21 protein-coding genes and 1 pseudogene are annotated in these 26,113 nt (G+C 63.3%); 11 read left to right on the forward strand and 11 right to left on the reverse strand.

Features of this window, described 5'->3' with window-relative positions; translation table 11 throughout:
• Positions 1–125 precede the first annotated feature (125 nt).
• Both IB262_RS05595 and groL read left to right on the forward strand, forming a co-directional pair.
• On the forward strand, positions 126–359 hold the full coding sequence (locus tag IB262_RS05595; protein ID WP_034803790.1) for a hypothetical protein: 234 nt from the start codon (positions 126–128) through the stop codon (positions 357–359).
• 95 nt (positions 360–454) lie between these two features.
• On the forward strand, positions 455–2,080 hold the full coding sequence (gene groL, locus IB262_RS05600; RefSeq protein WP_112975704.1) for a chaperonin GroEL: 1,626 nt from the start codon (positions 455–457) through the stop codon (positions 2,078–2,080).
• A 22-nt stretch (positions 2,081–2,102) separates the two neighbouring features.
• On the opposite strand, the gene IB262_RS35885 is transcribed toward groL, so the two are convergent.
• Complete coding sequence (locus IB262_RS35885) at positions 2,103–2,306, reverse strand: hypothetical protein (RefSeq protein ID WP_060522155.1); 204 nt, start codon at positions 2,304–2,306, stop codon at positions 2,103–2,105.
• Positions 2,276–2,698 carry a TetR/AcrR family transcriptional regulator gene (locus tag IB262_RS05605; protein WP_246802593.1) on the reverse strand — a complete coding sequence of 141 codons (423 nt, stop codon included), beginning with the start codon at positions 2,696–2,698 and terminating at the stop codon, positions 2,276–2,278. Before IB262_RS05605 ends, IB262_RS35885 begins: the two co-directional genes overlap by 31 nt.
• A 37-nt stretch (positions 2,699–2,735) precedes the next feature.
• Between IB262_RS05605 and IB262_RS05610 the strand changes: the two are divergent.
• Positions 2,736–2,975, forward strand: a pseudogene (locus tag IB262_RS05610) (serine hydrolase); the annotation flags it as partial.
• 196 nt (positions 2,976–3,171) lie between these two features.
• On the opposite strand, the gene aspS reads toward IB262_RS05610, so the two are convergent.
• Positions 3,172–4,959, reverse strand: coding sequence for an aspartate--tRNA ligase (gene aspS / locus IB262_RS05615; protein WP_060580900.1), 1,788 nt, complete (start codon positions 4,957–4,959; stop codon positions 3,172–3,174).
• Positions 4,960–5,286: 327 nt separating this feature from the next.
• Here aspS and IB262_RS05620 point away from each other — a divergent pair, with 327 nt between their 5' ends.
• From IB262_RS05620 to IB262_RS05635, 4 genes are all read left to right on the forward strand, one after another.
• Positions 5,287–6,528: an MFS transporter gene (locus tag IB262_RS05620; protein ID WP_089043952.1), complete on the forward strand. Its 1,242-nt coding sequence runs from the start codon at positions 5,287–5,289 to the stop codon at positions 6,526–6,528.
• Between the two features lie 93 nt (positions 6,529–6,621).
• A complete protein-coding gene (locus IB262_RS05625; RefSeq protein ID WP_112975705.1) occupies positions 6,622–8,022 on the forward strand; it encodes a multicopper oxidase family protein in 1,401 nt (466 codons plus the stop codon).
• Between the two features lie 77 nt (positions 8,023–8,099).
• On the forward strand, positions 8,100–9,272 hold the full coding sequence (gene rnd / locus IB262_RS05630; RefSeq protein ID WP_060522151.1) for a ribonuclease D: 1,173 nt from the start codon (positions 8,100–8,102) through the stop codon (positions 9,270–9,272).
• A gap of 161 nt (positions 9,273–9,433) precedes the next feature.
• Positions 9,434–10,483, forward strand: coding sequence for an adenylate/guanylate cyclase domain-containing protein (locus IB262_RS05635; protein WP_034803810.1), 1,050 nt, complete (start codon positions 9,434–9,436; stop codon positions 10,481–10,483).
• Between the two features lie 46 nt (positions 10,484–10,529).
• Here IB262_RS05635 and IB262_RS05640 read toward each other — a convergent pair whose 3' ends face one another.
• The gene (locus IB262_RS05640; protein ID WP_034803813.1) at positions 10,530–10,937 is read right to left on the reverse strand and encodes a DUF2000 family protein; all 408 of its coding nucleotides are present in this window, start codon (positions 10,935–10,937) and stop codon (positions 10,530–10,532) included.
• Here IB262_RS05640 and IB262_RS05645 point away from each other — a divergent pair.
• On the forward strand, positions 10,936–11,832 hold the full coding sequence (locus IB262_RS05645; protein ID WP_192493472.1) for an AraC family transcriptional regulator: 897 nt from the start codon (positions 10,936–10,938) through the stop codon (positions 11,830–11,832). The two genes, IB262_RS05640 and IB262_RS05645, sit on opposite strands and share 2 nt — an antisense overlap.
• Before the next feature lie 205 nt (positions 11,833–12,037).
• Positions 12,038–13,396 (forward strand): esterase-like activity of phytase family protein, encoded by a 1,359-nt coding sequence (locus IB262_RS05650; RefSeq protein WP_112975706.1) that lies wholly within the window; start codon positions 12,038–12,040, stop codon positions 13,394–13,396.
• A 62-nt stretch (positions 13,397–13,458) separates the two neighbouring features.
• Here IB262_RS05650 and ppx read toward each other — a convergent pair whose 3' ends face one another.
• From ppx to IB262_RS05670, 4 genes are all read right to left on the reverse strand, one after another.
• A complete protein-coding gene (gene ppx / locus IB262_RS05655; RefSeq protein ID WP_034803818.1) occupies positions 13,459–14,982 on the reverse strand; it encodes an exopolyphosphatase in 1,524 nt (507 codons plus the stop codon).
• An 11-nt stretch (positions 14,983–14,993) separates the two neighbouring features.
• Entirely contained in the window at positions 14,994–17,180 is a 2,187-nt protein-coding gene (locus IB262_RS05660) for an RNA degradosome polyphosphate kinase (RefSeq protein WP_192493473.1), read from the reverse strand.
• Positions 17,181–17,244: 64 nt separating this feature from the next.
• Positions 17,245–17,934: a DnaA regulatory inactivator HdaA gene (hdaA, locus tag IB262_RS05665; protein ID WP_089043948.1), complete on the reverse strand. Its 690-nt coding sequence runs from the start codon at positions 17,932–17,934 to the stop codon at positions 17,245–17,247.
• A 26-nt stretch (positions 17,935–17,960) separates the two neighbouring features.
• Positions 17,961–19,082 carry an AI-2E family transporter gene (locus IB262_RS05670; RefSeq protein WP_060522149.1) on the reverse strand — a complete coding sequence of 374 codons (1,122 nt, stop codon included), beginning with the start codon at positions 19,080–19,082 and terminating at the stop codon, positions 17,961–17,963.
• A gap of 259 nt (positions 19,083–19,341) precedes the next feature.
• Between IB262_RS05670 and purM the strand changes: the two genes are divergently transcribed.
• A complete protein-coding gene (gene purM, locus IB262_RS05675; RefSeq protein ID WP_034803829.1) occupies positions 19,342–20,412 on the forward strand; it encodes a phosphoribosylformylglycinamidine cyclo-ligase in 1,071 nt (356 codons plus the stop codon).
• Positions 20,409–21,077, forward strand: a complete 669-nt coding sequence (purN, locus tag IB262_RS05680) for a phosphoribosylglycinamide formyltransferase (protein WP_112975707.1) — start codon at positions 20,409–20,411, stop codon at positions 21,075–21,077. The genes purM and purN overlap by 4 nt, the downstream gene beginning before the upstream one ends.
• Before the next feature lie 302 nt (positions 21,078–21,379).
• Here purN and IB262_RS05685 read toward each other — a convergent pair whose 3' ends face one another.
• From IB262_RS05685 to IB262_RS05695, 3 genes are all read right to left on the reverse strand, one after another.
• Entirely contained in the window at positions 21,380–22,702 is a 1,323-nt protein-coding gene (locus IB262_RS05685) for an AcvB/VirJ family lysyl-phosphatidylglycerol hydrolase (RefSeq protein WP_234824436.1), read from the reverse strand.
• A gap of 59 nt (positions 22,703–22,761) precedes the next feature.
• Positions 22,762–25,371 (reverse strand): bifunctional lysylphosphatidylglycerol flippase/synthetase MprF, encoded by a 2,610-nt coding sequence (mprF, locus tag IB262_RS05690; protein WP_112771263.1) that lies wholly within the window; start codon positions 25,369–25,371, stop codon positions 22,762–22,764.
• Positions 25,372–25,474: 103 nt separating this feature from the next.
• The gene (locus IB262_RS05695) at positions 25,475–26,071 is read right to left on the reverse strand and encodes an NUDIX domain-containing protein (protein ID WP_060522145.1); all 597 of its coding nucleotides are present in this window, start codon (positions 26,069–26,071) and stop codon (positions 25,475–25,477) included.
• Positions 26,072–26,113 lie beyond the last annotated feature (42 nt).

Consider the following 26,113-nt stretch of genomic DNA (forward strand, 5'->3'; position numbering starts at 1 on the left):
GCCTTTTTTAACGCCTGCACGTCGCGGCTTTGCGATCGGCGCTTGATGCCGGCCGGGTCTGGCCTATTTATTCCGCCAAGGACCGAAATCCCTGTTCCTGACCGATAAAACGGAAGGAGAAACCCATGGGACTGAAGCAGGCGGACATTACAGCCATCCTTGGCCCGGTTGACGAGACGCTGATGGCCGAACTGCTTGCGACCGGCGCGACGGCCGGCGAGCTTGCGGAGGCGATCGCCTGGGTCAACAACGATGAAGCGCTGATCGGGGAAGGCCGCCACCTGCCGGCCGGCCGAGTTGCGGCGCTGATCGATATCTTGACGCCGGACAACGAAGAAGAGCGGAATTTGGGACTGTAGTCGCGAAAGCCGGTTGCCGGGTACGTCCGATTGCAAGCCGCCTTCCGGGCGGCTGAGTGCGTGAGGCCATATGTTCGTGTTGAGGGAGGTCCACAATGGCTGCCAAGGAAGTCAGGTTCAGTAGCGATGCCCGCGATCGGATGTTGCGCGGCGTCGACATTCTCGCCGATGCGGTCAAGGTCACGCTCGGCCCGAAGGGACGCAACGTCGTCATCGAACGCGCCTTCGGCGCGCCACGCATCACCAAGGACGGCGTGTCGGTCGCCAAGGAAATCGAGCTCGACGACAAGTTCGAGAACATGGGCGCGCAGATGCTGCGGGAGGTCGCGTCGCGCACCAGCGACGTGGCCGGCGACGGCACAACGACGGCCACCGTGCTCGCACAGGCCATCGTCAAGGAGGGCGTCAAGGCGATCGCGTCCGGCATGAACCCGATGGATCTGAAACGCGGCATCGATCTCGCCGTCGATGCGATCGTCGCAAAACTGAAGACCCATGCGCGCAAGATTTCCAACAATGAGGAGATCGCGCAGGTCGGCACGATCTCGGCCAACGGCGACGCCGAAATCGGAAGCTATCTGGCAAAGGCCATGGAGCGTGTCGGCAACGAAGGCGTGATCACGGTCGAGGAGGCGAAGACGGCCGAAATAGAGCTGGAGATCGTCGAAGGCATGCAATTCGACCGCGGCTATCTCTCCCCCTATTTCGTCACCGACCAGGAGAAGATGCGGGTTGAATTCGAAGACCCCTACATTCTCATTCACGAAAAGAAGCTTTCCAACCTGCAGGCGATGATCCCGATTCTCGAAGCAGTGATCCAGGCAAGCCGGCCGCTGTTGATCATCGCCGAGGATGTGGAAGGCGAAGCGCTGGCGACGCTGGTCGTCAACAAGCTGCGCGGCGGGCTGAAGATCGCCGCCGTCAAGGCGCCGGGCTTCGGCGACCGGCGCAAGGCGATGCTCGAGGACATCGCCATCCTGACGGGCGGGACCGTCATCTCCGAAGATCTCGGCATCAAGCTTGAAACCGTGACGCTCGCCAATCTCGGGCGGGCCAAGCGGGTGATGGTCGAGAAGGAAGACACCACCATCGTCGATGGCGCCGGCACCAAGGCGGACATCGACGGGCGTGTCGGCCAGATCAAGGCGCAGATCGAGGAAACGACCTCCGACTACGATCGCGAGAAGCTGCAGGAACGGCTGGCCAAGCTTGCCGGCGGCGTCGCGGTGATCCGGGTGGGCGGCTCGACGGAAGTGGAAGTGAAGGAAAAGAAGGACCGGGTCGACGATGCGCTGCATGCGACGCGGGCCGCGGTGGAGGAAGGCATTCTACCTGGCGGCGGCGTCGCGCTGCTCCGCGTCGTCCACGCGCTCGATGGGCTCAAGCCCGAAAATGACGACCAACGCGTCGGCGTCGAGATCGTCCGGCGGGCGCTGGAGGCGCCGGTGCGCCAGATCGCCGAAAACGCCGGCGCCGAAGGCTCGGTCATCGTCGGCAAACTTCGGGAGATGAGCGACTTCGCCCAGGGTTGGAACGCGCAGACCGGTGAATATGGCGATCTCTACCGCATGGGCGTCATCGATCCGGCGAAAGTCGTTCGGGCGGCGCTGCAGGATGCGGCGTCGGTCGCCGGCCTGCTTGTGACCACCGAAGCGATGGTCGCCGAAAAACCGAAGAAGAACATACCCACGCCACCGCCCGGCCCGGGCATGGATTTCTGACCCGCGCCAGGCGGTCGGTCGCCTAACCGGACGGCTGCCGGTGGCGCCCGACCTCGTCGATCGCAAGTTCAGCGATCGGCAAGAGGTCCGCTTCGCCGGCACCGTCCTGCGCCTGGACGGTCATGCCCTGGAGAATGGCGCCGACGAAGCGCGCGAGGCCGCCGGCATCGGTATCCGCACGTAGCTCTCCGTCCGCTATGCCCTGCCGGAAGCGCGCCTCCAGCAAGGCCAGCGTCTCACTGCGCAGGGCCGAGACGTGATTTGCGATTGCCTGATTTTCGACGGCAGCACCGCGGTTGAGATCATGCAGCCCCTCGGTCGGCCGAGGCGGGTAAATTCATGGGCCGAGGCGCGCAGCAATTTGCCGATCACCTCAACCACGTGCCCTCCGCCAGCAAGATTGCGGCCGGCCGCCGCCCCCTCCTCGCGTCGATATTGTTCGACCGCCTCGCGATAGAGGTCCGCCTTCGAAGTGAAGGCGGCATAGAGGCTTTGCGGTGTGATCCCCATGGCGGCGGTGAGATCGGCGATCGACGCCCCCTCGTAGCCGAGCCGCCAGAAGGTTTCGCCGGCGGCACCAATCGGCGAAGGCAAACTGACGTTCTCGCCGGACCGCATCCTCGACGCCCAGCAACTCCCCTCAGGTGGGGCCGGCATGGCCGGGACGGCCAAGGATGTGCTGACCTTCCTCGAAGCCATCCGCAAGGGCGGCAGCCCCATCCTGTCAGCAGAGACGGTGAAAACGATGATGCAGGACCAGACCGGGCCTGAAGCTCAGACGCAGGGTCCGGGCTGGGGCTTCGGCTATGGCTGGGCCGTGTTCGTCGATCCCAAGGCTGGCGCCACGCCGCAATCGAAGGGCACGATCCAATGGGGCGGCGCCTACGGTCACAACTGGTTCGTCGATCCCGTTGAGAAGATCACCGTCGTCGCCATGACGAACACGACCTTCGAGGGCATGTGGGTCCGTTCACCCGCGAGGTTCGCGACGCCGTCTACGGCAGGCACTGAACAGACATCTGGCGCAGACAAAGAAAAAGCCCGGCGAGACGATCGCCGGGCTTTCCTTTTGGGGTCAGGCCCGTTCGACCTCAGTCCTTCTTCTGCGGAATCGGGCGGATCGCCAGTTCGCGCAACTGGGCCGGCGTCGCTTCGGACGGTGCGCCCATCAGGAGGTCGACGGCCTGCTGGTTCATCGGGAAGATCGAGATCTCGCGCAGGTTCTTGGCGCCGACGAGCAGCATGACGATACGGTCGATGCCGAATGCCATGCCGCCATGCGGCGGTGCGCCGTACTGGAAGGCGCGGTAGAGGCCGCCGAACTGATCTTCGACCTCCTGCTGCGACTTGCCGGTCAGCTCGAACGCCTTGACCATGACTTCCGGAAGCTGGTTACGGATCGAGCCCGAGGCGATTTCGAAGCCGTTGCAGACCATGTCGTACTGGTAGGCCTTGATCGACAGCGGATCTTCGCCGTTCAGCGCTTCCAGACCACCCTGCGGCATCGAGAAGGGGTTGTGGGCGAAGTCGATCTTCTTTTCGTCTTCCAGCCACTCGTAGAACGGGAAGTCGACGATCCAGCAGAATTCGTAGCGGTCGCGGTCGACGAGGTTCAGTTCCTCGCCGGCGCGGGTGCGGGCTTCGCCAGCAAACTTGTAGAACTTGGCGGGGTCACCGGCGACGAAGAAGCAGGCGTCGCCGTCGTCGAGGCCGAGCTGGGTGCGGATCGCATCCGTGCGCTCTTCGCCGATGTTCTTGGCGAGCGGGCCGGCGCCTTCGAGCTTTTCGCCCTCCTTGCGCCAGAAGATGTAGCCGAGGCCGGGCTGACCCTGGCTCTGCGCCCAGGCGTTCATGCGGTCGCAGAAGGCGCGCGAGCCACCGGTCTTGGCCGGGATCGCCCAGACTTCGACCTTCGGGTTAGACGCGATCATGTTCGCGAAGACCTTGAAGCCGGAACCGGCGAAGTGTTCGGTAACCGCCTGCATCTCGATCGGGTTGCGCAGGTCCGGCTTGTCGGAGCCGTATTTGCGGATCGCCGTGTCGTAAGGAATGCGCGGGAACTTTTCCGTCACCGGCTTGCCGTCGGCAAACTCCACGAAGATGTCGCGGATCACCGGTTCCATCGTCGACCAGACGTCTTCCTGCTCGACGAAGCTCATTTCCAGGTCGAGCTGGTAGAACTCGCCCGGCAGGCGGTCGGCGCGCGGGTCTTCGTCGCGGAAGCACGGGGCGATCTGGAAGTAGCGGTCGAAGCCGGCGACCATCAGCAACTGCTTGTACTGCTGCGGCGCCTGCGGCAGGGCATAGAAACTGCCGGGATGGATGCGCGACGGCACGAGGAAGTCGCGCGCGCCTTCCGGCGACGAGGCCGTCAGGATCGGGGTCGTGTATTCGGTGAAACCGACGTCGCCCATGTGGCGGCGCATCGACGAGATGATCTGGGTGCGCTTGACGATGTTCTTGTGCAGCGTGTCCCGACGCAGGTCGAGGAAGCGGTACTTCAGGCGCACGTCTTCCGGATAGTCCGGCTCGCCGAAGACCGGCAACGGCAGTTCCTTGGCGGCCGAGAGAACCTCGATCTCCTGCGCATAGAGTTCGATTTCGCCGGTTGGCATGCCCTTGTTGACGGTGTCGTCCATGCGCGCCTTGACGAGGCCGTCAATGCGCACGACCCATTCGCCGCGAACGGTCTCGGCCGCCTTGAAGGCGGGGCTGTCGGGATCGGCAACGACCTGGGTGATGCCGTAGTGGTCGCGCAGGTCGATGAAGAGCAGGCCGCCATGGTCGCGGACGCGGTGGACCCAGCCCGAAAGGCGAACGGTGGAACCGACGTCCGACTTGCGGAGGGCGGCACAGGTGTGGCTGCGGTAACGGTGCATCGTCTTATCCCGGAATTGCAAAGAGCCGCGCAAGCTCGTGGGACACAGCGCGCGGCAACATGGTCAAAATCGGGCGGAAAAGCGCATGATGCGCAGCCTTTGTCAAGCTGCAGCGCCCGCTGCCGCCCCCGATGGAGGTGCGTTGTAAACGAAGGCAAGAGCCAGTCCAAGACCGCTTGTGACAGAAGGCGGCCGAAATGCCGCGAAAAGAACGGCAATCGTCACAATTCGGGACTGTCCGGCGGCAGAATGCGGGGCTACACATGAGCAAGGCCCGATAGTGATCCCACCCGAGTCGTGGCCGCCTGCCCGGATGTCGCCTGCCCCATGTCCCAGATTCGCCCGCTTATCCCCCTCCTCGTCACCGCAGGCATCCTCATCGGCGGCAACGGCCTGCAGGGCACTTTCATCTCGCTGCGTGCACTCGAAGAAGGTTTCTCGACATCGCTGATCGGCGTTATCGGCGCCGGCTACAATATCGGCTTCGCGCTTGGCTGCGTCTACGTCACCCGCATCCTGCGCTCGATCGGTCACATCCGCACCTTCTCGGCGATGGCGGCGATCGCTTCGGCCGCAGCCATCTCGATGGTGCTCGTCATCAATCCGCTGATGTGGTTCCTGATGCGGCTTCTTGCCGGCATCTGTTTCGCCTGCCTGTTTGCGACAGTCGAGAGCTGGCTCAATGCCAGCGTCACCAATAAAAACCGAGCCCGCACGCTTTCGGTCTATCGCCTCGTCGACCTCGGCTCGGTCACGGCCGCACAATATGTCATTCCTGGCATCGGGCTTGGCGGCTTCGAGCTTTTTGCCATCATCTCCATGGCGCTGACGCTGTCGCTGGTGCCGATCTCCTTTGCCGACCGCTCGAGCCCTGTGGCCCCGGAGGCGATCCGCTTCGACGTCAAAGCGCTCTGGAACATCTCGCCGCTTGCGACCGTCGGCTGCATCGTCGTCGGTCTGACCAACGCCGCCTTCCGCTCGCTCGGGCCGATCTATGCGCAGGGCATCGGCCTGTCGGTGACGGCGATCGCCACCTTCATGAGCGCCGGCATCATCGGCGGCGTCGTGCTGCAGTATCCGCTCGGCCACTATTCCGATCGGTTCGACCGCCGCCTGATCATCCTGATCGCCACCTTCGGCTCGCTGCTCGCAGGCTTGTTTCTCGCCTTCGGCGCCGGCAACGACGAATGGCTGAACTTTGCCGGTATCTTCCTGTTCGGCGCCTTTGCCATGCCGCTCTATTCGCTCTGTTCGGCCCATGCGAACGACCACGCGGCCGAGGGGCAGCATGCGCTCGTCTCCGCCGGCATGCTGTTCTTCTGGTCGCTGGGCGCGATCATCGGGCCGCTGTTTGCCTCCTTCCTGCTCGAGATCTTCGGGCCGCAGGCGCTGTTCATCTACACGGCAGCGATCCTCTTCCTGTTCATGCTCTACACCCTGCAGCGCATGACGGCGCGCGGGCCGGTGCCCGCCGGGGAGCGCGCCTTGCCGTTCCGCAATCTCCTGCGCACCTCGTCCTTTTTCAACAAGCTCGCCGCCGGCAACAACCACAAGCGCAAGGATCGCTGACCTGCGGCAAGATGCGCGCGATCCGGATAATTGCTGAACGCAATAATCAGGTTTAGAACCGGGGCACCTCAAACAGCAGCCGAGATTGCCGAAATGCCCGTCATCAGCCGTCGCACCTTCCTCCAAGGCTCCGCTGCTCTCGGAGGCGCCTTCGCGCTCGGCGCCGGCATGGCGGCGCGCGCCGGCACCGCACCCGATCCGCAGATCCTGATGGCACAGCTTGCCGAAGCCCAGATCGCCAAGGATGGGCTTACGCCCAAGGTCATGACCTACGGCTTGGGTGAGGCTCCAAGTACCGGCATGCCGCCCGTCCTGCGCATGCGCAAGGGCGAGCCCTATGCGGCCCGCCTCTTCAACCGACTGGACGAGCCGACGACGGTACATTGGCACGGACTGCGCATTGCCAACGCCATGGATGGCGTGCCGGAACTGACGCAGCCCTATGTCTATCCGGGCGACCGTTTCGACTATGTGTTCACCCCGCCGGATGCCGGCACCTTCTGGTATCATCCACATTGCAACACGCTGACCCAGATGGGCGCCGGCCTGACCGGCATGATCGTCGTCGAAAACCCGGACGATCCGACGTTCGATGCCGAGATCGTGCTCAACCTGCGCGATTGGCGGCTCGGCACCGGCGGCGCGTTCATCGACGCATTCAAGCCGCGGGATGCGGCCCGCGGCGGCACTTACGGCACGGTGCGCACCGCCAACTGGCAGCAGGAGCCAACTTACGACGCACCGGCCGGCGGCCTGGTGCGCGTGCGCATCGCCGCAACCGACGTCACCCGCATCTATACGATCGGCCTTGAGGGCGCTGAGGCGATGGTCATCGCGCTCGACGGCAATCCGGTCGACAAGCCCTTTGCACTTGATCGCTACGATTTTGGGCCCGGCCAGCGCGTCGATCTTGTCGTGCGCATGCCCGACAGCGAGGGTCAGACGGTTGCGCTAGGCAACCTGCGTGGATCGCATCCCTGGACGATCGCGCGCTTCCGGTCAGCCGGAGCGTCGCTCAAGCGCGATCTTCGGGATGTCAGCCCCCTGCCCGCCAACCCGATCGCGGAAGCCGACCTCTCCACCGCCACCCGCGTGCCGCTCGAACTGACGGCGACGGCGGAGCACAAGGCGACGCCTTCGATCTGCGGTTCGCTTGGCTACACCTTCTGGGCGATCAACAAGGTTCCGTGGCCGGGCGACACGCCCGATCCGATCGCGCCGATCGAGGAGATGAAGCTCGGCAAGAGCTATGTGCTGGAGGTCGCCAACCGGACGCCGCATGCGCACCCGATCCATCTGCACGGCCTGAGCTTCCGCATTCTCAATTCCAACAAGCGGACTTTCCTGCCGCCGCCGACCGATACGATCCTGCTTTTGCCCGATGAACAGGCGGAAGTGGCGCTTGTGGCGGACAATCCGGGCGATTGGGTCGTGCATTGCCATATCATCGAGCACCAGAAGACCGGCATGACGGGTTATTTCAAAGTCGTCTGAGATTTCGATTGTGACAGATGCCGCGAAGAGTTACACGAAATTCCAAGCCGCATTTTCGCCACAGTGATTTAAATCTGATGATTGAAACAACAGCAGACCTTGAGGCCGCCTGCCAGCAGCTGGCCCTATCAAATTATATTACGATCGATACCGAATTTCTTCGCGAGACGACTTTCTGGCCGGAGCTTTGCCTGATCCAGATGGCGAGCCCGGACCTTGCCGTCATCGTCGACCCGATGGCGAAGGGCATCGATCTTGCGCCCTTCTTCGCGCTGATGGCAAACCCTGAGGTCATCAAGGTGTTCCATGCCGCGCGTCAGGACATCGAGATCATCTTCCATCTCGGAAACCTTATTCCGCATCCGATCTTCGATACGCAGGTCGCAGCGATGGTTTGTGGCTTTGGCGACAGCGTCTCCTATGACCAGCTGGTCAACCGCGTCACCGGCACGCAGATCGACAAGTCCTCGCGCTTTACCGACTGGAGCCGCCGTCCGCTGACCGAAAAGCAGCTCGACTATGCGCTGGCCGACGTCACGCATCTGCGCGACATCTACAAATACCTGGCGGCAGAACTCGAACGCGAAGGCCGTTCGCTCTGGCTGACCGAAGAGATGGCCATTCTCGAAGCCCGCGACACCTACGACCTGCACCCTGACGACGCCTGGCAGCGGCTGAAGATGCGGGTAAAGAAGCCGATCGAGCTCGCCGTGCTGAAGACGGTCGCCGCCTGGCGCGAGCGCGAGGCACGCGCCCGCAACGTGCCGCGCGGCCGCATCCTCAAGGATGACGCCATTTACGAGATCGCCCAGCAGCAGCCGAAGGATGCGGAAGCACTGGCACGGCTCCGGACCATCCCCAAGGGCTGGGAACGCTCCACCGCTGGAACGGCGGTCGTCGAGGCCGTCAACGAGGCGCTGGCGATCCCGAAGACCGATCTGCCGAAGCTTCCGCGCCAAAGCCATGCGCCGGAAGGTGCTGCGGCCGCTGGCGAGATGCTGAAGGTGCTTTTGAAGCTGATCGCCGAGAAGCAGGGTGTCGCCGCGAAGATCATCGCCAACAGCGAAGATCTCGACAAAATAGCTGCCGAGGGCGAGAAGGCGGATGTCGCCGCGCTCAAGGGCTGGCGGCGCGAACTCTTCGGCGAAACGGCACTGAAGCTGATCAACGGCGACGTTGCCCTGCGCTTCGTCGACAAGAAGATCGAAGCAGTGGAAATCAGCGCCGAGATCACGTCCGCGTCAGCTTGAAAAAGGGATTGGGCGGAGACAAGTTTCCGCCTGAATCCAGCTCTAGCGAAGGGCCGGGCGGAACAGAATCACCATCGTATCAAACGATGTGACGTGAGCCGGCGCCTTGGGCAACGCCGACCGACACGGATGCCGCCTCTTCCGGTACCGGAGCTTTCTGCATGCGTTGGCGCTTTTCGACTTTCGAAGGACTTCTCTTGCTGCTGGTCGTTGCAGGCGCCGGCGCGGTCTACGCATGGGTTTTCTACGGAAAGGGCGCCCTGATCGGCGCGACCTATGCGCTCTTCATGTGCCTGCCGATCATCGCCTTCGAGCGACGCATCATTTTCCGGCGCCTGCATCGACGGATCCACGCCTTTTCCACGCCGGTCTTTTTCGTCGCGTCGCTGGTGATCTACTTCGTGCTTCTCGACATCGGATATGCCGCCGCTGGCCTGCTCATGCAGTCGGGCGGCGTCATGGAGGACCATTGGATGGACGCGATGATGCCGTCCAAGACGGTCCTAATCTTCGCGCTCGGCGTATCAGGTTCGCTCGTCTTCATCCTCAGGGTTCGCGAACTCCTCGGGCGCGACGTCTTTTTGAGCCTGCTCACCGGCCGCTATCGCAGACCGGTCGAGGAGGAACGCGTCTTCCTCTTCATCGACCTGGCCGGTTCGACCGCCTATGCCGAGAAACACGGCGACCTGCGGATGCAGGAGTATCTCGGCAGGCTGTTTGCGACGATCGCCGACCCGGTCATGCGCTACCGCGGCTCGATCGACGACTATATCGGTGACGCCGCCGTCATTACCTGGCCTTTCGATCGCGCCACCAACAATGCGGCCTGCATTCATTGCGTCTTCGACATTCTGGAAATGATCGATGCGGATGCGCGCCGTTGGCAAAAGGAGTTCGGCGAGGTTCCGCGGCTGCGCGCGGCGCTTCATGGCGGCACCATCGTCGCGGCGGAAATCGGGCTCGACCGGCACAAGATCACCTATTTCGGCGATACGGTGAACACCACCGCCCGGCTCGAAGGTTTCTGCAAGACGCTCGGCCACCAGGTACTGATCTCCACCGATCTCGCCCGCAAGATGCGTCTGCCGCATTATGTGCGGGTCGAGGATCTCGGCGAGCACGCCGTCAGAGGACGCGGGCAGAAGCTTGGCGTTCTGTCGTTGCGCGCAGGCAGCGCGGCTCCTCAGCTGGCATCGACCGCGGCCGAGTGATCCCGGCCGGCGCGCAGGGCATCGATCGGCCGGATCGCGATCGCCGTCAGCCGTGCAGCTTGGCACCCTTGGTGATCTTGTCGACCAGCTTCCTGTCCGCATGAATGGCAATGCCGGCGACTGCCGCGTCGTCCGGCCTGGTCTCGGCGAAAACCGCACGGTTGGCGTGGTCGTGACCGGTGGCAAACATGCCGTCGACATAGATCGAAGCTTTGACCTCTCTTTCGATCGCGCGCCGTTGAATGTTGCCGAGCGTCTTCCCATCTGCGGCAAGGACGATGATCGGCTGGATGCTCAAGGCGTTGTAGACGTTGCCGGCGCCATCGCGATAATCTTCGCCGATGATCCCGGGCTTCTGTCCGGCGATCCCGGTGGCGAGGAAGGCGGTGACGTTGAGCTTCTGCCAGGTTGCCAGGTCCTCGCGCAAGACGATTGCAAATTTGGTATCGAACATGACGGCCATCTCCATTTCAGCCCGACAGGGCGTGCCGGAAGACGCATTATCGGACGGCGCTGCGATCGATCTTGAACGATTGTGCGGCGCGCCCGGCGACGGCATTCGGGTTGCGCCTGCCGTCGATGGCATCGAGCGCATCGAGGCGCGCCTGCATGGAAAATTTTTTGAGCCGCACCGCCACGACACCTATGCCATCGGCGTAACGCTCGGCGGCGTCCAGACGTTTCAGTATCGCGGCGAAAGCCGCTTCAGCAATCCTGGAAGCATCATCATCCTCCACCCGGACGAGATCCATGATGGCGGCGCGGGAACGGAGATCGGGCTGCGCTACCGGATGATGTATCTGCAGCCGGAACGGCTACTCGCAGCCCTTGATGAAACCGACCGCTCCCTGCCCTTCGTCGCAGCCCCTGTCGTGGGCGACGAGGCGCTGCGGCAGGCGGTCGGCGAAGCCGTCATGGATCTCGACAATGGCATCGACGAACTGGCGCTCGACGATATCCTCGTGCGGATCGCCGAGGGGCTCTACCGTCACGCCGACACCAAGGACGCCAAGCCCGCAAAGGCCGACAAGCATGCCGTTCTACAGGCGAGCGAATTCCTTCGCGCCAATCTCGAACGGCCCGTCGGCTCGCAGGAACTTGAGGCGGTGAGTGGGCTCGATCGCTTCACGCTCGCCCGGCAATTCCGCCGGGTTCTCGGCACCAGCCCCCATCGCTACCTGCTGATGCGCCGGCTGGAGCGGGCACGGCAGATGATCGCCCGGGGCGAAAGCCTTGCCGGTGCTGCGCTCGAAACCGGCTTTGCCGACCAGGCGCATTTCACCCGTCATTTCAAGCGCGCCTACGGCCTGACGCCCGGCCGCTGGGCAAGCCTCGCCGTCGCCGGTTAATCCTGTCACCAAAGCTTCATCGGGTTGTAAAGCAAGCATCACCCAACCGTCATCATAGCCGCCTATCGGGTTGCGGACTGCAGCGCCGCGCGTCCTAGGGCGCGCAAGGGTCGCTGCAGAACGTCGAATTTGCTGCACCTCTGTCTCCTTGGATCTAGGGCGATCCAAGGAGACACGCAGAAGGCTCCAACCCAAGGTGAACCTCATGACGAAAACGCTTCTCGCCACCGCGGCTCTTTCTCTTTTGATGACGATGGCCGCCTCGGCCGAGGAAAAGTCCTTTACCGCGACGCTGAAGGGCCACGCGATCCTGCCGGCCAACACGATCATCGCCGCCCCCTCGGACGCACCGGAATACCTCAAGACCTCCGGCAAGTTCACCACCGCGGACCGCAAGCGTGCCGAAGCGCTCGGCACCGTTCCGGGCAAGGACGGCGTTCGCCTGACCGGTCTGTCGCTGCCCTTCGACGGCCAGCCGATGCAGGGCTTTTCCGGCATCAAGGCGATGGAAGACGGCACCTTCTGGAGCCTCTCCGACAACGGTTTCGGCAGCAAGATGAACTCCAGCGACGCCATGCTGATGCTGCACCACGTGAAGATGGACTGGGACGCCGGTAAGGTCGAAGCACTGAAGACGTCGTTCCTGACCGACCCGGACAAGAAGGCCCCCTTCCCGATCGTCATGGAAGGCTCGGACAAGCGTTATCTCACCGGCGCCGACTTCGACGTCGAATCGATCCAGCCGGTTGCGGACGGCTTCTGGGTCGGTGAAGAGTTCGGCCCCTACATCCTCAAGTTCGATCTCGACGGCAAGTTGACCGACGTGATCGCGACCACGGTCGACGGCAAGCCGGTGCTTTCGCCCGACAATCCGACGCTGACGCTGCAGGGCGATCCCTCGAAGAAGACGCCCGCCTTCAACCTGAAGCGCTCCGGCGGCTATGAAGGCATGGCGCTTTCCAAGGACGGCAGCAAGCTTTACGGCCTGCTCGAAGGCCCGCTCTGGACCGACAGCGAAACGGTCGAGCAGGCCGATGGCCGCCCGGCGCTGCGCATCATCGAACTCGATGTTGCGAGCAATGCCTGGACCGGCCGCAGCTGGCTCTATCCGCTGGCTGAAGGCGGCGAGGCGATCGGCGACTTCAACATGCTCGACGACAAGACCGCGCTGGTGATCGAGCGCGACAATGGCGCCGGCACGGTGGACAAGGCCTGCGCCGATCCGAAGGACCCGAAGCCGGACTGCTTCGCAACGGGCTCCAAGGTCAAGCGCATCTACAAGATCGCCTTTGACGACAGCAATGCCGGCAAGGCCGTGCGCAAGATCGGCTACATCGACCTCTTGAAGATCGCCGATCCGGACAACAAGAAGCGTCAGGGCGGCGGCGAAGGCTTCTACGATATGCCCTTCGTCACCATCGAGAACGTCGACCGCGTCGATGAGACCCACATCATCGTCGGCAACGACAACAACCTGCCGTTCTCGGCCGGCCGCGCACTCGACAAGGCCGACGACAACGAGTTCGTGCTGCTCGAAGTCGGCGACTTCCTCAAGGCCGAATAATCAAAAGGGCGCGCGAACATCGGTTCGCGCGCCCTTCCCGTTTGACCGGTGATTTTTCGGCGTCAGCTTTCGAAGTGGAAAGCGAGACGCTTGCCAGTGAGCTTTCCAAGCTGCTGCAGGCGTCCATCCAGGCGCTCGCCCTGGAATTCCGAATAGTCCGCAGGCACGACGATTTCGAGGTCCACGTCCGGCAGAGACGACTTGCGGAACGTCAGGTTCCGGGCAATCCCCGGCATCGATGCGGAGAAAAGATAGGCGACACGCAAGAGGCCGCCGAGCAGCTTTGCCAGCTCCAGCAGGCGCGGCGTGGTGATGCCGGCAAGTGCGTTCGTGGCGCCGTCGTCGTTGAGCCCCTCGAAGCGGTAATAATTGGAAAGCGCAATATAGGCGCGGCCGGCATGGGTAATGCCGGAGAAGGTCGAGTGGGCGATGATGTTCAGCGCCTGGAGACCGCGATAGTCGGGGTGCGCCCGCCAGCTGATATCCGCGAGCAGGCAGGCCGCCTGGCGATACCGGCCTTCCTCTTCCGTCTCCTCGATCCCGAAGAACGGCACCATGCGACCGGTCCAGTCAGCCAGTTCGCGGGCGTGCTCGGGCGAGCGGGCACGCAGGATGGCGATCTCGTTGGCCGCCGTCAGCAGCGGATCCTGAGCACGTTCCTCGTCCCTCAAGAGCGAGAAAAGATAACCTTCGCGAACGCCGAGCGCCGAGAAGGAAATCCGCTCCGGCTTCATGATCTCCAGCGCTTCCTGCATGGCGATCGCGCCGAAGGGCAGAAGGCTGCGGCGGCTCTTCGAGATCGTCGAATAGGCGGACGGCTTGATGTTCTTCGGCTCGATCACTTCCGGCAAAAGCGCCATCGCCTCGTCAAAGGAAATCTCGTAGCCCTGCATCATGTGCAGCGGATAGTCGCGGATCTCCATGTGCAGCTTGGCGATCGAACGCCAAGTGCCGCCGACCGCATAGAACGTCCGTCCCGTGCCGGTCTTCAGCACCGCCGAGTTCTTCATGAACTTGCGCACCCAGGTGCGCGCCTTGGTGAGTGAGCCGTTGCTGTGCTCGAACAAACGGATACCGCCGAGCGGGAGGGTGATGCCCTTGCCGATTTTCGTGCCGGAGACCTCGACGAGTTCCAGCGAGCCACCGCCAAGGTCGCCGACGACACCGTCGGGATCGTGATAGCCGCTGACGATGCCCATCGCGGAATAATAGGCCTCTTCCTCGCCGGTAAGGATGCGGACCTTGTGACCGAGGATCGCCTCCGCCTTCTCGATGAAGGCGGGCCCATTGCTCGCCTCGCGTGCGGCGGCCGTCGCCAGCACATACATCGAGGTCGCACGCGCCTGCTTGGAGAGCGCGTGAAAGCGATGCAGCGCTTTCAGCGCGCGCTCGACGCTGTCTTCATCCATGCGTCCGGTCGCATCGATGCCCTTGCCGAGACCGCACATCACCTTTTCGTTGAACAGCATGGCCGGCGAGCGGCTCAGGCCTTCATAGACGACAAGGCGGATGGAGTTCGAACCGATATCGATAACGGAAACCGGGCGGATGCCGGGCAGACGCCCCTGCGCTTCAGATTCGACCATGCAATTCCAGTTTATTTGTGCCAGCCGCTCTTCCAGCCGGCTATGAGCTTCGGTGCGCTGGACTTCAGGGCCTCGCCCCGGCCGGAGAGGCTGGGATTGGTCATGAAATAGTGCTGTGCGTTGAAAGGCTCGGCATCCTTGCCGACTTCCATCCGGCGAGAGGTGCCATCGGGAAGAATTTCGTAGCTCTGCTGGTTGTCGATGAGATTACCCAGCATGATCTGCGACAGAACCTGTTCGTGCACAGTCCGGTTGATGAGAGGCACGAGCGTCTCGACCCGCCGATCCAGATTGCGCGGCATCATATCCGCCGAGCCGATATAGACAAGGGCATTCTCCGATGGAAGCCCGTGACCGTTACCGAAGCAGAATATGCGGGAATGTTCGAGGAATCGACCGACGATGGACTTGACACGGATATTGTCCGAGAGCCCCGGGACCTGCGGGCGCAGGCAGCAGATGCCGCGCACCACCAGGTCGATTTCGACGCCGGCGCGGCTCGCCTTATAGAGCGCGTCGATGATCTCCGGATCGACGAGCGAGTTCATCTTCATCCAGATCGCCGCCGGGCGCCCGGCCTTGGCATGCTCGATCTCTTCGTCGACGTGCCTGAGAATGCGCGGGCGCAGCGTGTGCGGCGAGACGGCCAGCTTCATGCCCGCCTCCGGCTCGCCGTAGCCGGTGATGAAGTTGAAGATGTTCGCCATGTCGTGGGCGATGACCGGGTTGCAGGTGAAGAACGACAGGTCGGTGTAGATCTTCGCGGTGACCGGGTGATAGTTGCCGGTGCCGAGATGGCAGTAGGTCCGAAGCTTGCCCTCTTCGCGCCGCACCACCATCGACATTTTGGCGTGGGTTTTCAGTTCGATGAAGCCGAAGACGACCTGGACGCCGGCGCGTTCGAGGTCGCGCGCCCAGCGGATATTGGCTTCCTCGTCGAAGCGGGCCTTGAGCTCGACGAGCGCCGTCACCGACTTGCCGGCCTCGGCGGCGTCGATCAGGGCGCGCACGATCGGGCTGTCGTTCGACGTGCGGTAAAGCGTCTGCTTGATGGCGACGACTTCAGGATCGCGCGCTGCCTGCAACAGGAACTGCACGACCACGTCAAAGGACTCGTAGGGGTGATGCACCACCATGTCCTTCTCGCGGATCGCCGCCAGGCAGTCGCCGGCATGCTCGCGCACGCGCTCGGGGAAACGCGGATTGTACGGCTCGAAGCGCAGATCATCGCGTGGAGCCTTGGTGATTTCGGACAAAGTGTTGAGTGCCAGCAGTCCCGGCAGGACGGCGATCCGGTTTTCCGGGACGCCCAGTTCCTGCACGACGAACTGGCGCAGCGACGCCGGCATTTCCGAATCGGTCTCGATGCGGATCACCGAACCGCGGCGACGGCGCTTCAGCGCGGTCTCGAAAAAGCGAACGAGGTCTTCCGCCTCTTCTTCCACCTCGATATCGCTGTCGCGAATGATGCGGAAGGTACCGGAGCCTTTGACCTCATAGCCCGGAAACAGCCGGTCGATGAACTGGCTGACCATGTCTTCGAGGGTGATATAGCGGATGACGTTCTTGACGTCGGGCAGCCGGAGGAAGCGGTCGAGTGCCACCGGCAGACGCAGGAGCGCCGTCATTGGCTCGCGGCCGGTCTTGCTGACGAGCTGCAGGCCCATCGAAAAGCCGAGGTTCGGAATGAAGGGGAACGGATGCGCCGGGTCGATGGAGAGCGGTGTCAGCACTGGGAAGATCGACTGATCGAACTCGTTGGCAAGCCAGCTCCTGTCCTGCACCGAAAGCGAGGCCGGGCGAACGATCAGGATGTCTTCCTTGGCGAGATACTGCTGAAGCACGGCGAGCGAGGCCTGCTGCTCCATCTGCAGATTGTCGATTTCCTTCAGGATGTCTTCGAGCTGCTCGACCGGGGTCTTGCCGTCGGGCGAACGCATCGAGAGGCCCTGGCGCACCTGGCCTTCGAGGCCGGCGACGCGCACCATGAAGAACTCGTCGAGGTTGGCGGCAGAGATCGACAGAAAGCGAACACGCTCCAGCAGAGGATGCGCCGTGTTCAGCGTTTCCTCGAGCACGCGGCGATTGAACTGCAGCCAGGAAAATTCGCGGTTGATGAAGCGCTGCGGGCTCGTCAGCAGGTCGACGTCCTCCGCCGATGCCTGGTTTTCGTTCACCGCAGATAGCGCGTTATCCATGCTTTTCAGATCCCATTGCTCCGGCTGCACCGGCTATCTCAGTTTGACGACGGTTCTGTGACAGTCAATCGGACCGACGCTGATTTCCCAGTTCTTCGAGAACTTCGGAAGCGAGCGCGCGTGAAAGCTTCGTGCCGCGGGCCAGCGCCAGATGGTCGATGCGCTCGACGATCGTCTGCGCTGCCTCCAGCGAGCGCTCCATGCGCTGGACGATGTAGCCCACCAGCCGCTCGTCGACGAAAAGCTGGCGATCGGCAAAGAGCTTGATCAGCACCTGCGTCAGCAATTCGTCGTCCGGCTCACCGATCTCGACCACGGTCGCCGCCTTCAGGCGCGAGCGCAGGTCCGGCAGCGTCACCGGCCAGGACATCGGCCAGAGCCGCGTCGTCATCAGCAGGCTGGTGCCGTGCTGGCGCACATTGTTGATGACGTGGAACAGCGTCGTGTCGTCGAAGCCGCTGCGGTCGGCATCCTCGAAGAGAACAGGTCGTTCGGCCGCGATCAACGCGGCATCGGAGCCGGCGAGCGGGTGGATCACTTCCGCTCCTGCCCGCTCCTTCCAGATGCTGGCGAGATGCGATTTTCCCGAGCCGATCGGGCCGGCGATGATGACCACGGGCGCCGGCCAGTCCGGCCAGTGGTCGACGATGGCGATGGCCGCGCTCAGCCTGTCGGAGACGAGCAGGTCCTCACGACCCGTCGCCGGGTCGTGGCCGAAAGCCAGGGGGATTTGTTCGAATGGGCGTTTTGTCATGCTGTACTCGGGACAATCGTCGGAAATCAGGCGGCCTTGTCGCTCTTCGCCTTCTTTTCCACGGCCTTGCCGTGCCCGTGATAGAGGTCGCTATCAAGGTAGCGCTGGATGCCGAAGCGGACAAGCACGCCGATGGCGGCTGCTGCGGGCACCGCGACCAGAAGACCGACGAAGCCGAACAGTGCACCGAAGGCAAGCAGCGCAAACATCAGCCAGACCGGATGCAGGCCGACGCTTTTGCCCACCAGCTTCGGCTGGAGGATATTGCCCTCCATGAACTGGCCGCTGAAGAAGACGGCAAGCACGAGGCCGATCCACAGATAGTCCGGCCAGAACTGGACCAGTGCGACGCCAACGGCGAGCACCAGGCCGACCATGGATCCGACATAGGGAATGAAACTGATCATGCCGGCGAAGAGACCGATCAGCAGACCGAAATTGAGACCGACCAGCGACAGGCCGATCCCGTAATAAAGACCAAGGATGAGGCAGAGCGAGCCCTGCCCGCGCACAAATCCGGCGATCGTCGCGTTCATGTCGCGGGCGATCTGGCGCACATCCGAGACGTAGTCGCGCGGAACCCAGCTATCGACCTTCTCGACCATCCGGTCCCAATCGAGCAGGATATAGAAGGCGACGACAGGGGTGACGACCAGCAGCGAGATGACGTCGAGCAACGCCACGCCGGAGTTCCAGATCTGCTGGAAGAGCGTGCCGACGAAGGCCGCACCCTGTTCGAGCAGTTTGCCGGAGCTTTGCTTCAGCGAGGGCATCTGGCTCGCGAGCCAATCGGGAATCAGCCGCGTCTGCGCTTCGTTGACGAGCACCTGCAGCTTGGCGGCATAGCCGGGGATGTTCGCAATGAAATCGGCCGCCTGGCTGACGACGACAGGAATGATGACCATGAGGGCCAGCACGAAGACGACGACGAAGCCGATCAGGATCACGACCGTCGCCATCAACCGGCTCAAGCCGAACCGCTCCAGGCGGTCGGCGACCGGGTCGAGGAAATAGGCAAGCGCCATGCCGGCCAGGAACGGCAGCAGGATCGAGCTGAAAACCATGAGGAAGGCAATGAAGGCGGCAAGCACCAGTAGCCAGAAAATGACCTGGCGCTGCAATCCGGAACCGCTGACCTTGATATCCATGACACTCCTCGTGAGGCGCCGCTCGCCACTGTTGCGTATCACAACCCTGTCAAGGAGATAGGGGGCGGTGCGCGTAACGGTCAAGTCCGACCGGTGCAGTCATCCAGTTTATAGCCAAGCTGACTGGCTTGCGCCGTGGGATATGGGCAAAATGGTGAAAAAACGCCGCCAAGGCCTGCTCTCGGCTTGCACTCCCTTGCCTGCCGTGCCAATCGCATCCGCAAAATACCTGTCGCACGACGAGCCTTGGAGAACGAGCATGAGCCAGTCGGGAAAGAACGGTCTCACCTATAGCGACGCGGGCGTTGATATCGACGCCGGGAACCTGATGGTCGAGAAGATCAAGCCGCATGTGCGCTCGACCCGACGGCCCGGCGCCGACGGCGAAATCGGCGGCTTCGGCGGTCTCTTCGATCTCAAGGCCGCGGGCTTCACCGACCCGGTTCTGGTGGCCGCCAATGACGGCGTCGGCACCAAGCTGAAGATCGCCATCGACGCCAACAAGCACGACACCGTCGGCATCGACCTCGTCGCCATGTGCGTCAACGACCTCGTCGTCCAGGGCGCCGAACCGCTCTTCTTCCTCGACTATTTCGCGACCGGCAAGCTTGACCCGGACCAGGGTGCCGCGATCGTCGCCGGCATCGCTGCGGGCTGCCGCGAATCCGGTTGCGCGCTGATCGGCGGCGAGACCGCCGAAATGCCCGGCATGTATTCGGGCGGCGACTACGATCTCGCGGGCTTTGCCGTCGGCGCTGCCGAACGCGGTCAGTTGCTGCCGGCCGGTGACATCTCCGAAGGCGACGTCATCCTCGGCCTCGCCTCCTCCGGCGTGCATTCCAACGGCTATTCGCTGGTGCGCAAGATCGTCACGCTCTCGGGCCTTGCCTGGGATGCTCCTGCTCCGTTCGGCGAAGGTACGCTTGCCGATCTCCTGATGACGCCGACGCGCATCTATGTGAAGCCGCTCCTGAAGGCGATCCGCGAGACCGGTTCGATCAAGGCGCTCGCCCACATCACCGGCGGCGGTTTCCCTGAGAACATTCCACGCGTGCTGCCAAAGCACCTCGCTGCCGAGATCGACCTCGACGCGATCAAGGCGCCGAAGGTGTTCTCCTGGCTTGCCCAGACCGGCGGCGTTGCCGCCAATGAAATGCTGCGCACCTTCAACTGCGGCGTCGGCATGATCGCCGTCGTTCCGGCCGACAAGGCCGCAGAGGTTTCCGCCGTGCTCACCGGCGAAGGCGAAACCGTCTTTACGCTGGGCCGCATGGTCGCCCGCGACGAAGGTGCAGCCGGCACGATCTACAAGGGCAACCTGGCCCTATGACGACGGAAGTCTCGACGGGCAAGAAGCGGGTCGTCGTCTTCATCTCTGGTGGCGGCTCCAACATGCTGGCGCTCGCAAAGGCAACGGCCGAGCCGGATTTCCCGGCCGAGATCGTCGCCGTCATCGCCGACAAGGCGGATGCCGGCGGTCTCGCCAAAGCCGCGGCGCTTGGCATCCCCACGCGCGCTTTCCTGCGCAAGGACTTCGACAGCAAGGACGCCCACGAGGCGGCAATTCTTGCCGAGCTCGACCGGCTGTCACCAGACATTATCTGCCTCGCCGGCTATATGCGTCTGCTGTCGGCGACGTTCATCCAGCGCCACGAGGGACGCATCCTCAACATCCATCCGTCCTTGCTGCCGCTTTTCCCCGGCCTGCACACCCATCAGCGGGCTATCGACGCCGGCATGAAGGTCGCCGGTTGCACCGTGCACTTCGTCACCGAAGGCATGGACGAAGGCCCGATCCTGGCGCAGGCGGTGGTTCCGGTCGTGCCCGGAGACACGTCCGACAGCCTTGCTGCCCGAGTGCTGACCGTCGAGCACCGCACCTATCCGATGGCGCTTCGGCTGATGGCCGAGGGCAAGATACGCATGGAAGGCGGTCGCGCTGTGAGCAAGAGCCTTGGCGAGGCGACGGGTACGCTGATTTCGCCGGCTGCGTAATCACGCCGGGTTGCTTTGTCCCGACTACGGCGCATCACACGCGGTTAACGCCCCTCTGTCATGCCGGGCATCTCCCCCGCAAGGGGGGATATCAGCAGATGGCGACCGCTCGGCGGTCATTACCGGTTCGCCGGTGGCAACTCTATCTGGGGCAGAAGGATACCCCCATCGTCAACATCGAGCCGGCGGGCAATCTCGTTCAGTTGTAGCGGGTGGGCGCGTCTAGCCGATCTCCCCTTTGTGGGGGGAGATCCCCGGCGGGGCAGAGGGGGGTAAGCCTCACGCCCCCACACACCGACCGTTCACTTCGCCGAAGCCAGCCGGCGATCGAGGGCATCAAGCACGCGCCGTGTCAGCGCCGGATAATCCTCGTCGAAGTGGTGGCCGCCGTCGATGCCGATGACGTCGACGCCGGTGCCCTTCAGTTGCGGGCAGGCATCGTCCTCTTCGTCGGTGCCGTAGATGCATTGCACCAACGCCGGGTCGATGCGCTTGATATCGTCGAGCGGATCACCACCCTTGCCGTCGCCCGAAGCCCCTAGCCAACCCAGCACAGAGACCTTGTAATCGACCATGTGCGAGAGGGCCATCAAGGTCACCTGGCGAACATGGGCCTTTTCGCCGGCCGGCAGCAGGTTGAAGGTTCGCGGCAGGACGTCTGCACCGAAGGAATAGCCGATGAGGAGCACGTTTCGCACGTTCCAGTGCTTGCGGTAGTAGCTCATCACCTTGGCAAGGTCGTCCGCCGTCACCTGCGGATCGCGCTCGGACCAGAAGTAGTGTAGGGAATCGAAGCCGACGACCGGTACGCCCTGCTGCTGCAGCACGTCGCCGACTTCCTTGTCGATGTCGCGCCAGCCACCGTCGCCCGAATAGATCACCGCCATCGTGTCACGGGTCGGCTTTGCGTCAAGGATGGTCAGGGGCAAACCGAACGGATTGCCGGCGTCGCGCTCGCTGTCGATGATATCGGTGAGGTGATCGGACAGCGTCGTATAGGCGTCGTCGTCGCTGTCCTCCTGCTCGACGTCCGGATGCTTGGCGATCAATGCCGCCACATGGGCGCGCCCGTCGGCCGATGCCGCGGGTGAAAAGACGACGGAAACCGGATCCGGCAGCGCGCCGTCGGTCAGGCCATAGACCATGCGGTCGCCCTTCTTCACCTTTTCGGCCGGGGTGCAGAGTTGCTTTTCAAGCGCGATCCCCTCTTCCGGATCAATCGCAAGTGTTTGGCCGATGGTGGCAGGCGGTGTCTGGGCAGCGATGGCGAGTGCCAGCGCACCACCGGCACCGACGCCTGCGACGACGGGCAATTGGTAAGCGTCGGTGCCGACGGCACGCTGCACCTGCTGGCTCAGCGATTCGATGTCGGAGACCATGTAGATGCAGTCGCCATCATCCTTGGCGAGCGAAGCGAGATAGGCCTTGAGGTCGATGCCGACAACGACTGTCTTGTCATCGGTGAGCGTGTCGGCGATCGCCTGCTCCTTGTCCGTCCAGCCGGCGGCGTCCGACAGCAGCACTACAAGTGCGGCCGCCTTTTCCTTCGGCAGCATGATGCGCGGCGACGGGATCATCCCGGTATCGTAGCTCTTCGGCGCGTCTTCCGCGAGAGCGGGGAACATCGATGCCGAGAGCAGCAGCGCCGCCGAAGTCAGGCATTTCCAGGCGTTCGCGACAGGGATCATTTCTTCACCACTCCCTTGAGACCGCCGCCGATCAGGAATGTCGCATCCATCAGGGCGAGGATCGGATTGATGCCGCCACTGGCGACAAGATAGCGCGGTTGCCACTGCGGATGAAACTTCGACTTGAAGGCGCGCAAGCCCTTGAAGTTGTAGAAACGTTCGCCGTGTTCGAAGAAGGTGCGCCCGGCCCGGTCCCAGACCGGCGCGATCTGGCGCGTGGACATGCCCGACAGGGGCGCCATGCCAAGGTTGAAGGTACGGTACCCCTCGGCCTTCAGATACTCCATCACCTGGGCGAAGAGAAAATCCATCGCGCCCTTCGGCGCATCCGGCGAAAAGCGCATGAGGTCAACGGTCCCCTCCTCCTTGGTCGCCGTCACCAGAATATTGGCAAATGCGACCGTACGCCCACCACAGGTGAGGATCGCCACCGGCTGCTCGCGAAGATACTCGGGATCGAAGGCACCGAGCGAGAAGCCTTTCTCCTTGGCATTGTGATGCGCGAGCCAGGCATCGGAGACCGCGGTCAGGTCAGGCATGACGTCCGGAACGTTTTCGGGCGCTACGACACGGAACTCGAGCCCGTCGCGCTGGGCGCGGCTCACCTGCTGGCGCAGGTTCGCCCATTTGCCCCCCTTCAGCTCGAAGCGGGCGAGATCGACGCGCGCGAGTTCGCCGAGCCGGAAGGCGCGCAGCCCGGCATCGGCATAGTATGCAAGCCCCAGGGGCGAGACCTGGTAGAAAACCGCCCGGCAGCCGGCCGCGCGCGCCTTTTCGATGAAGTGCCAGATCAGCTCCGGCCAGGCATCGATCGGGCCGACGGGATCGAAAAGCGCGATCCAGGAACGAGCACGCTGGCCATACATGATGAAGGCTCGGCCGTCGGCGGAAAACAACAGGCTCTTGTCGCCCATGCGCACCAGATTGGCATCGGACATATCCTGCGCCTCGACGATCGAAAGCGCCCGCTCCATCGCGTCGTCGGAGGCAGGCTCGGCGGATCTGGTTGCCGGGCGCATCAGGCTCCAGATCGCAAGCATGCTCGCGCCGATCGTCACGCCGAGAAGCGCGCGCAGACCGCGGGGGGCTTCGGCGGAGAATTCGAACTGCCACCAGAGCTCATGGCTGTATTCGACATCGCGATAGACGAAGAGCAGCACGACCAGCGCGCCCAGGCAGATGACCCCGAGCGCCGTCAGCCATGGCACCGTCAGCGCCTGCCCGAACAGCGAGGCCGGCCGCACGAACAGGCGGCGGCTGACGATGAGCCCCACCAGGAAGAAGGCCAGCATGCCCGCTTCCACCACGGCGATCGCCTTGATCAGCGACAGCAGCAGCGCGGCGATCCCGATCACGATCGAGGCCCACCAGGCGCCGTCAAGCCTCAGCGCCAGTCCGCGCGAGACGACCACGAGGGCAAGGCCGAGAAGGCTGGCGAGGAAGTGTGCGCCCTCGACGATCGGCAAGGGCAGCAGTGCTTCGAGGAATGCCAGGTTCTCGTCGGGCGTCGGGGTCACGCTGGAAAGAACCAGCATGATCGCCAGCACGATGCCGAGCGTTGCCAAAAGCAGCGGCGTCATGCGGCCGCCGATGCGCCGCACGCTGGAGGCAACCGGATGACCGGACAGCTGGCGGAGTTCGATGCCGATGACGACGGCGATCGCGATCACCAGCGGCAGCACGTGATAGATCACGCGGTAGAGCACCAGCGCGCCGAGAATGGTGTCGACATCGGCATTGTGGCCGAGCGTCGCGATGATGATCGTCTCGAAGACGCCAAGACCGGCCGGCACATGGCTCAAGACGCCGACGCCGACGGCCAGCGAATAGACCGCAAGGAAGGCCGGCCAGCCGATCGTGCCGGCGGGTAGAAGAACATAGAGAACGGTCGCCGAGGCGGCGAGATCGAGCGCCGTCACCAGGAACTGGCGCGAAACGGTGCGCGAATCCGGGAGCCGAAGCGTCAGACGCCCGATGCTGACCTCGCGCCCGTCACGGGCAAGAAAGAACACTGTGAACAGACCGCCGAGGATCACGGCCGCGATTACGCGCAATACCAGAGGATCCATCCCGGTCATCGGCGCCACATACTCGCCGACGGCAAGCAGGCTGAGGCAAGTCACCGCCAGCAGCCCGAGCCCGAAGGCGAGCGTCACGAAGGCGATAATGCGGGCGATGTTCTCAGGCTCGATGCCGAGGCGCGAATAGGAGCGGTAGCGGATGGCGCCGCCACTGAGCGCCCCGAACCCCGCAGTATTGCCGACCGCATAGGCCGAGGCCGCCGTCAGCGCCACGTCGGCATAGGGCAGCTTTCGCTTGACGTAATCAAGCGCGCTGACGTCATAGAAGGTGAGCGCGAGGAAACTCAATGCGGTGAAGAACACCGCCGCCGCGACGGAGATCCAACTGGTATCCGCCAATGCCTGGACGACCTCGTCGTACTGGACTTCGGACGTCAGGTGAAAGATCGCAAAGCCGAAAAGTGCGATTACGAAGAGCGTACCGGCAGCCGATAGATAACGGCGATTGCGACGCAGGAAGGAGAACCAGCCTCCCTCCGCCTGCTGCTCGTCGTCGGTTGCACGTTCCGGTAGGGAGGATGTCATGAAGCGCCCATGTCGATAATGAGGACATCAGCGCTTTAGCTTACCCGATACGGATCAAAAAGTGAAATATCGGTAATAAATTATACTCTTATAAAACAATCCCTTAGGCAAACAGTTGCTGCCGGTTGAGCTGCGCCCACTGCAGGAGCATGATCGTCTTGGCATCGCAGATCTCTCCGGTCGCGATCATTGCGACGGCTTCGTCGAAGGGGATTTCCAGCACTTCGATGTCCTCGCCCTCATGCGCAAGCCCGCCGCCGTCGCCGCGTTTCTCGGTGGCGTCGATGTGGCCGGCAAAGAAGCTCGTGCGCTCGGTCAGCGCCCCCGGGCTCATATAGACATCGAAGAGGTGGATGACGTCCTGGACGTGGTAGCCGGTCTCCTCCAGCGCCTCGCGGCAGATCGCCTCTTCCGGAGTGTCGCCGTCGAGGAGCCCGGCGGCCGCCTCGATCAGATAGGCCGGGTCGCCCTGGAGCAGAACGGGAACGCGAAGCTGCCGCACCAGGATGACGCTCTGGCGCCTGGCATCGACGAGCAGGATGGTCGCCGCATTGCCATGGTCGTGGATCTCCCGCTTCAGCGTCACGGTCGCGCCATCGGACATCTGCTGTTCGAACGTCACCTCTTCCAGGTGCGCAAAGCCCTTCCACAGCGTGCGGCGGCCGACGATCCTGACGCGTGGGTCATGCTGGGTGCTCATGCAACTTCCTTCTCCGGCGAGTGCAATCCCGCCCTTTGAGCC

This window comes from Ensifer sp. ENS02 (assembly GCF_014851885.1).
Taxonomy (GTDB): domain Bacteria; phylum Pseudomonadota; class Alphaproteobacteria; order Rhizobiales; family Rhizobiaceae; genus Ensifer; species Ensifer adhaerens.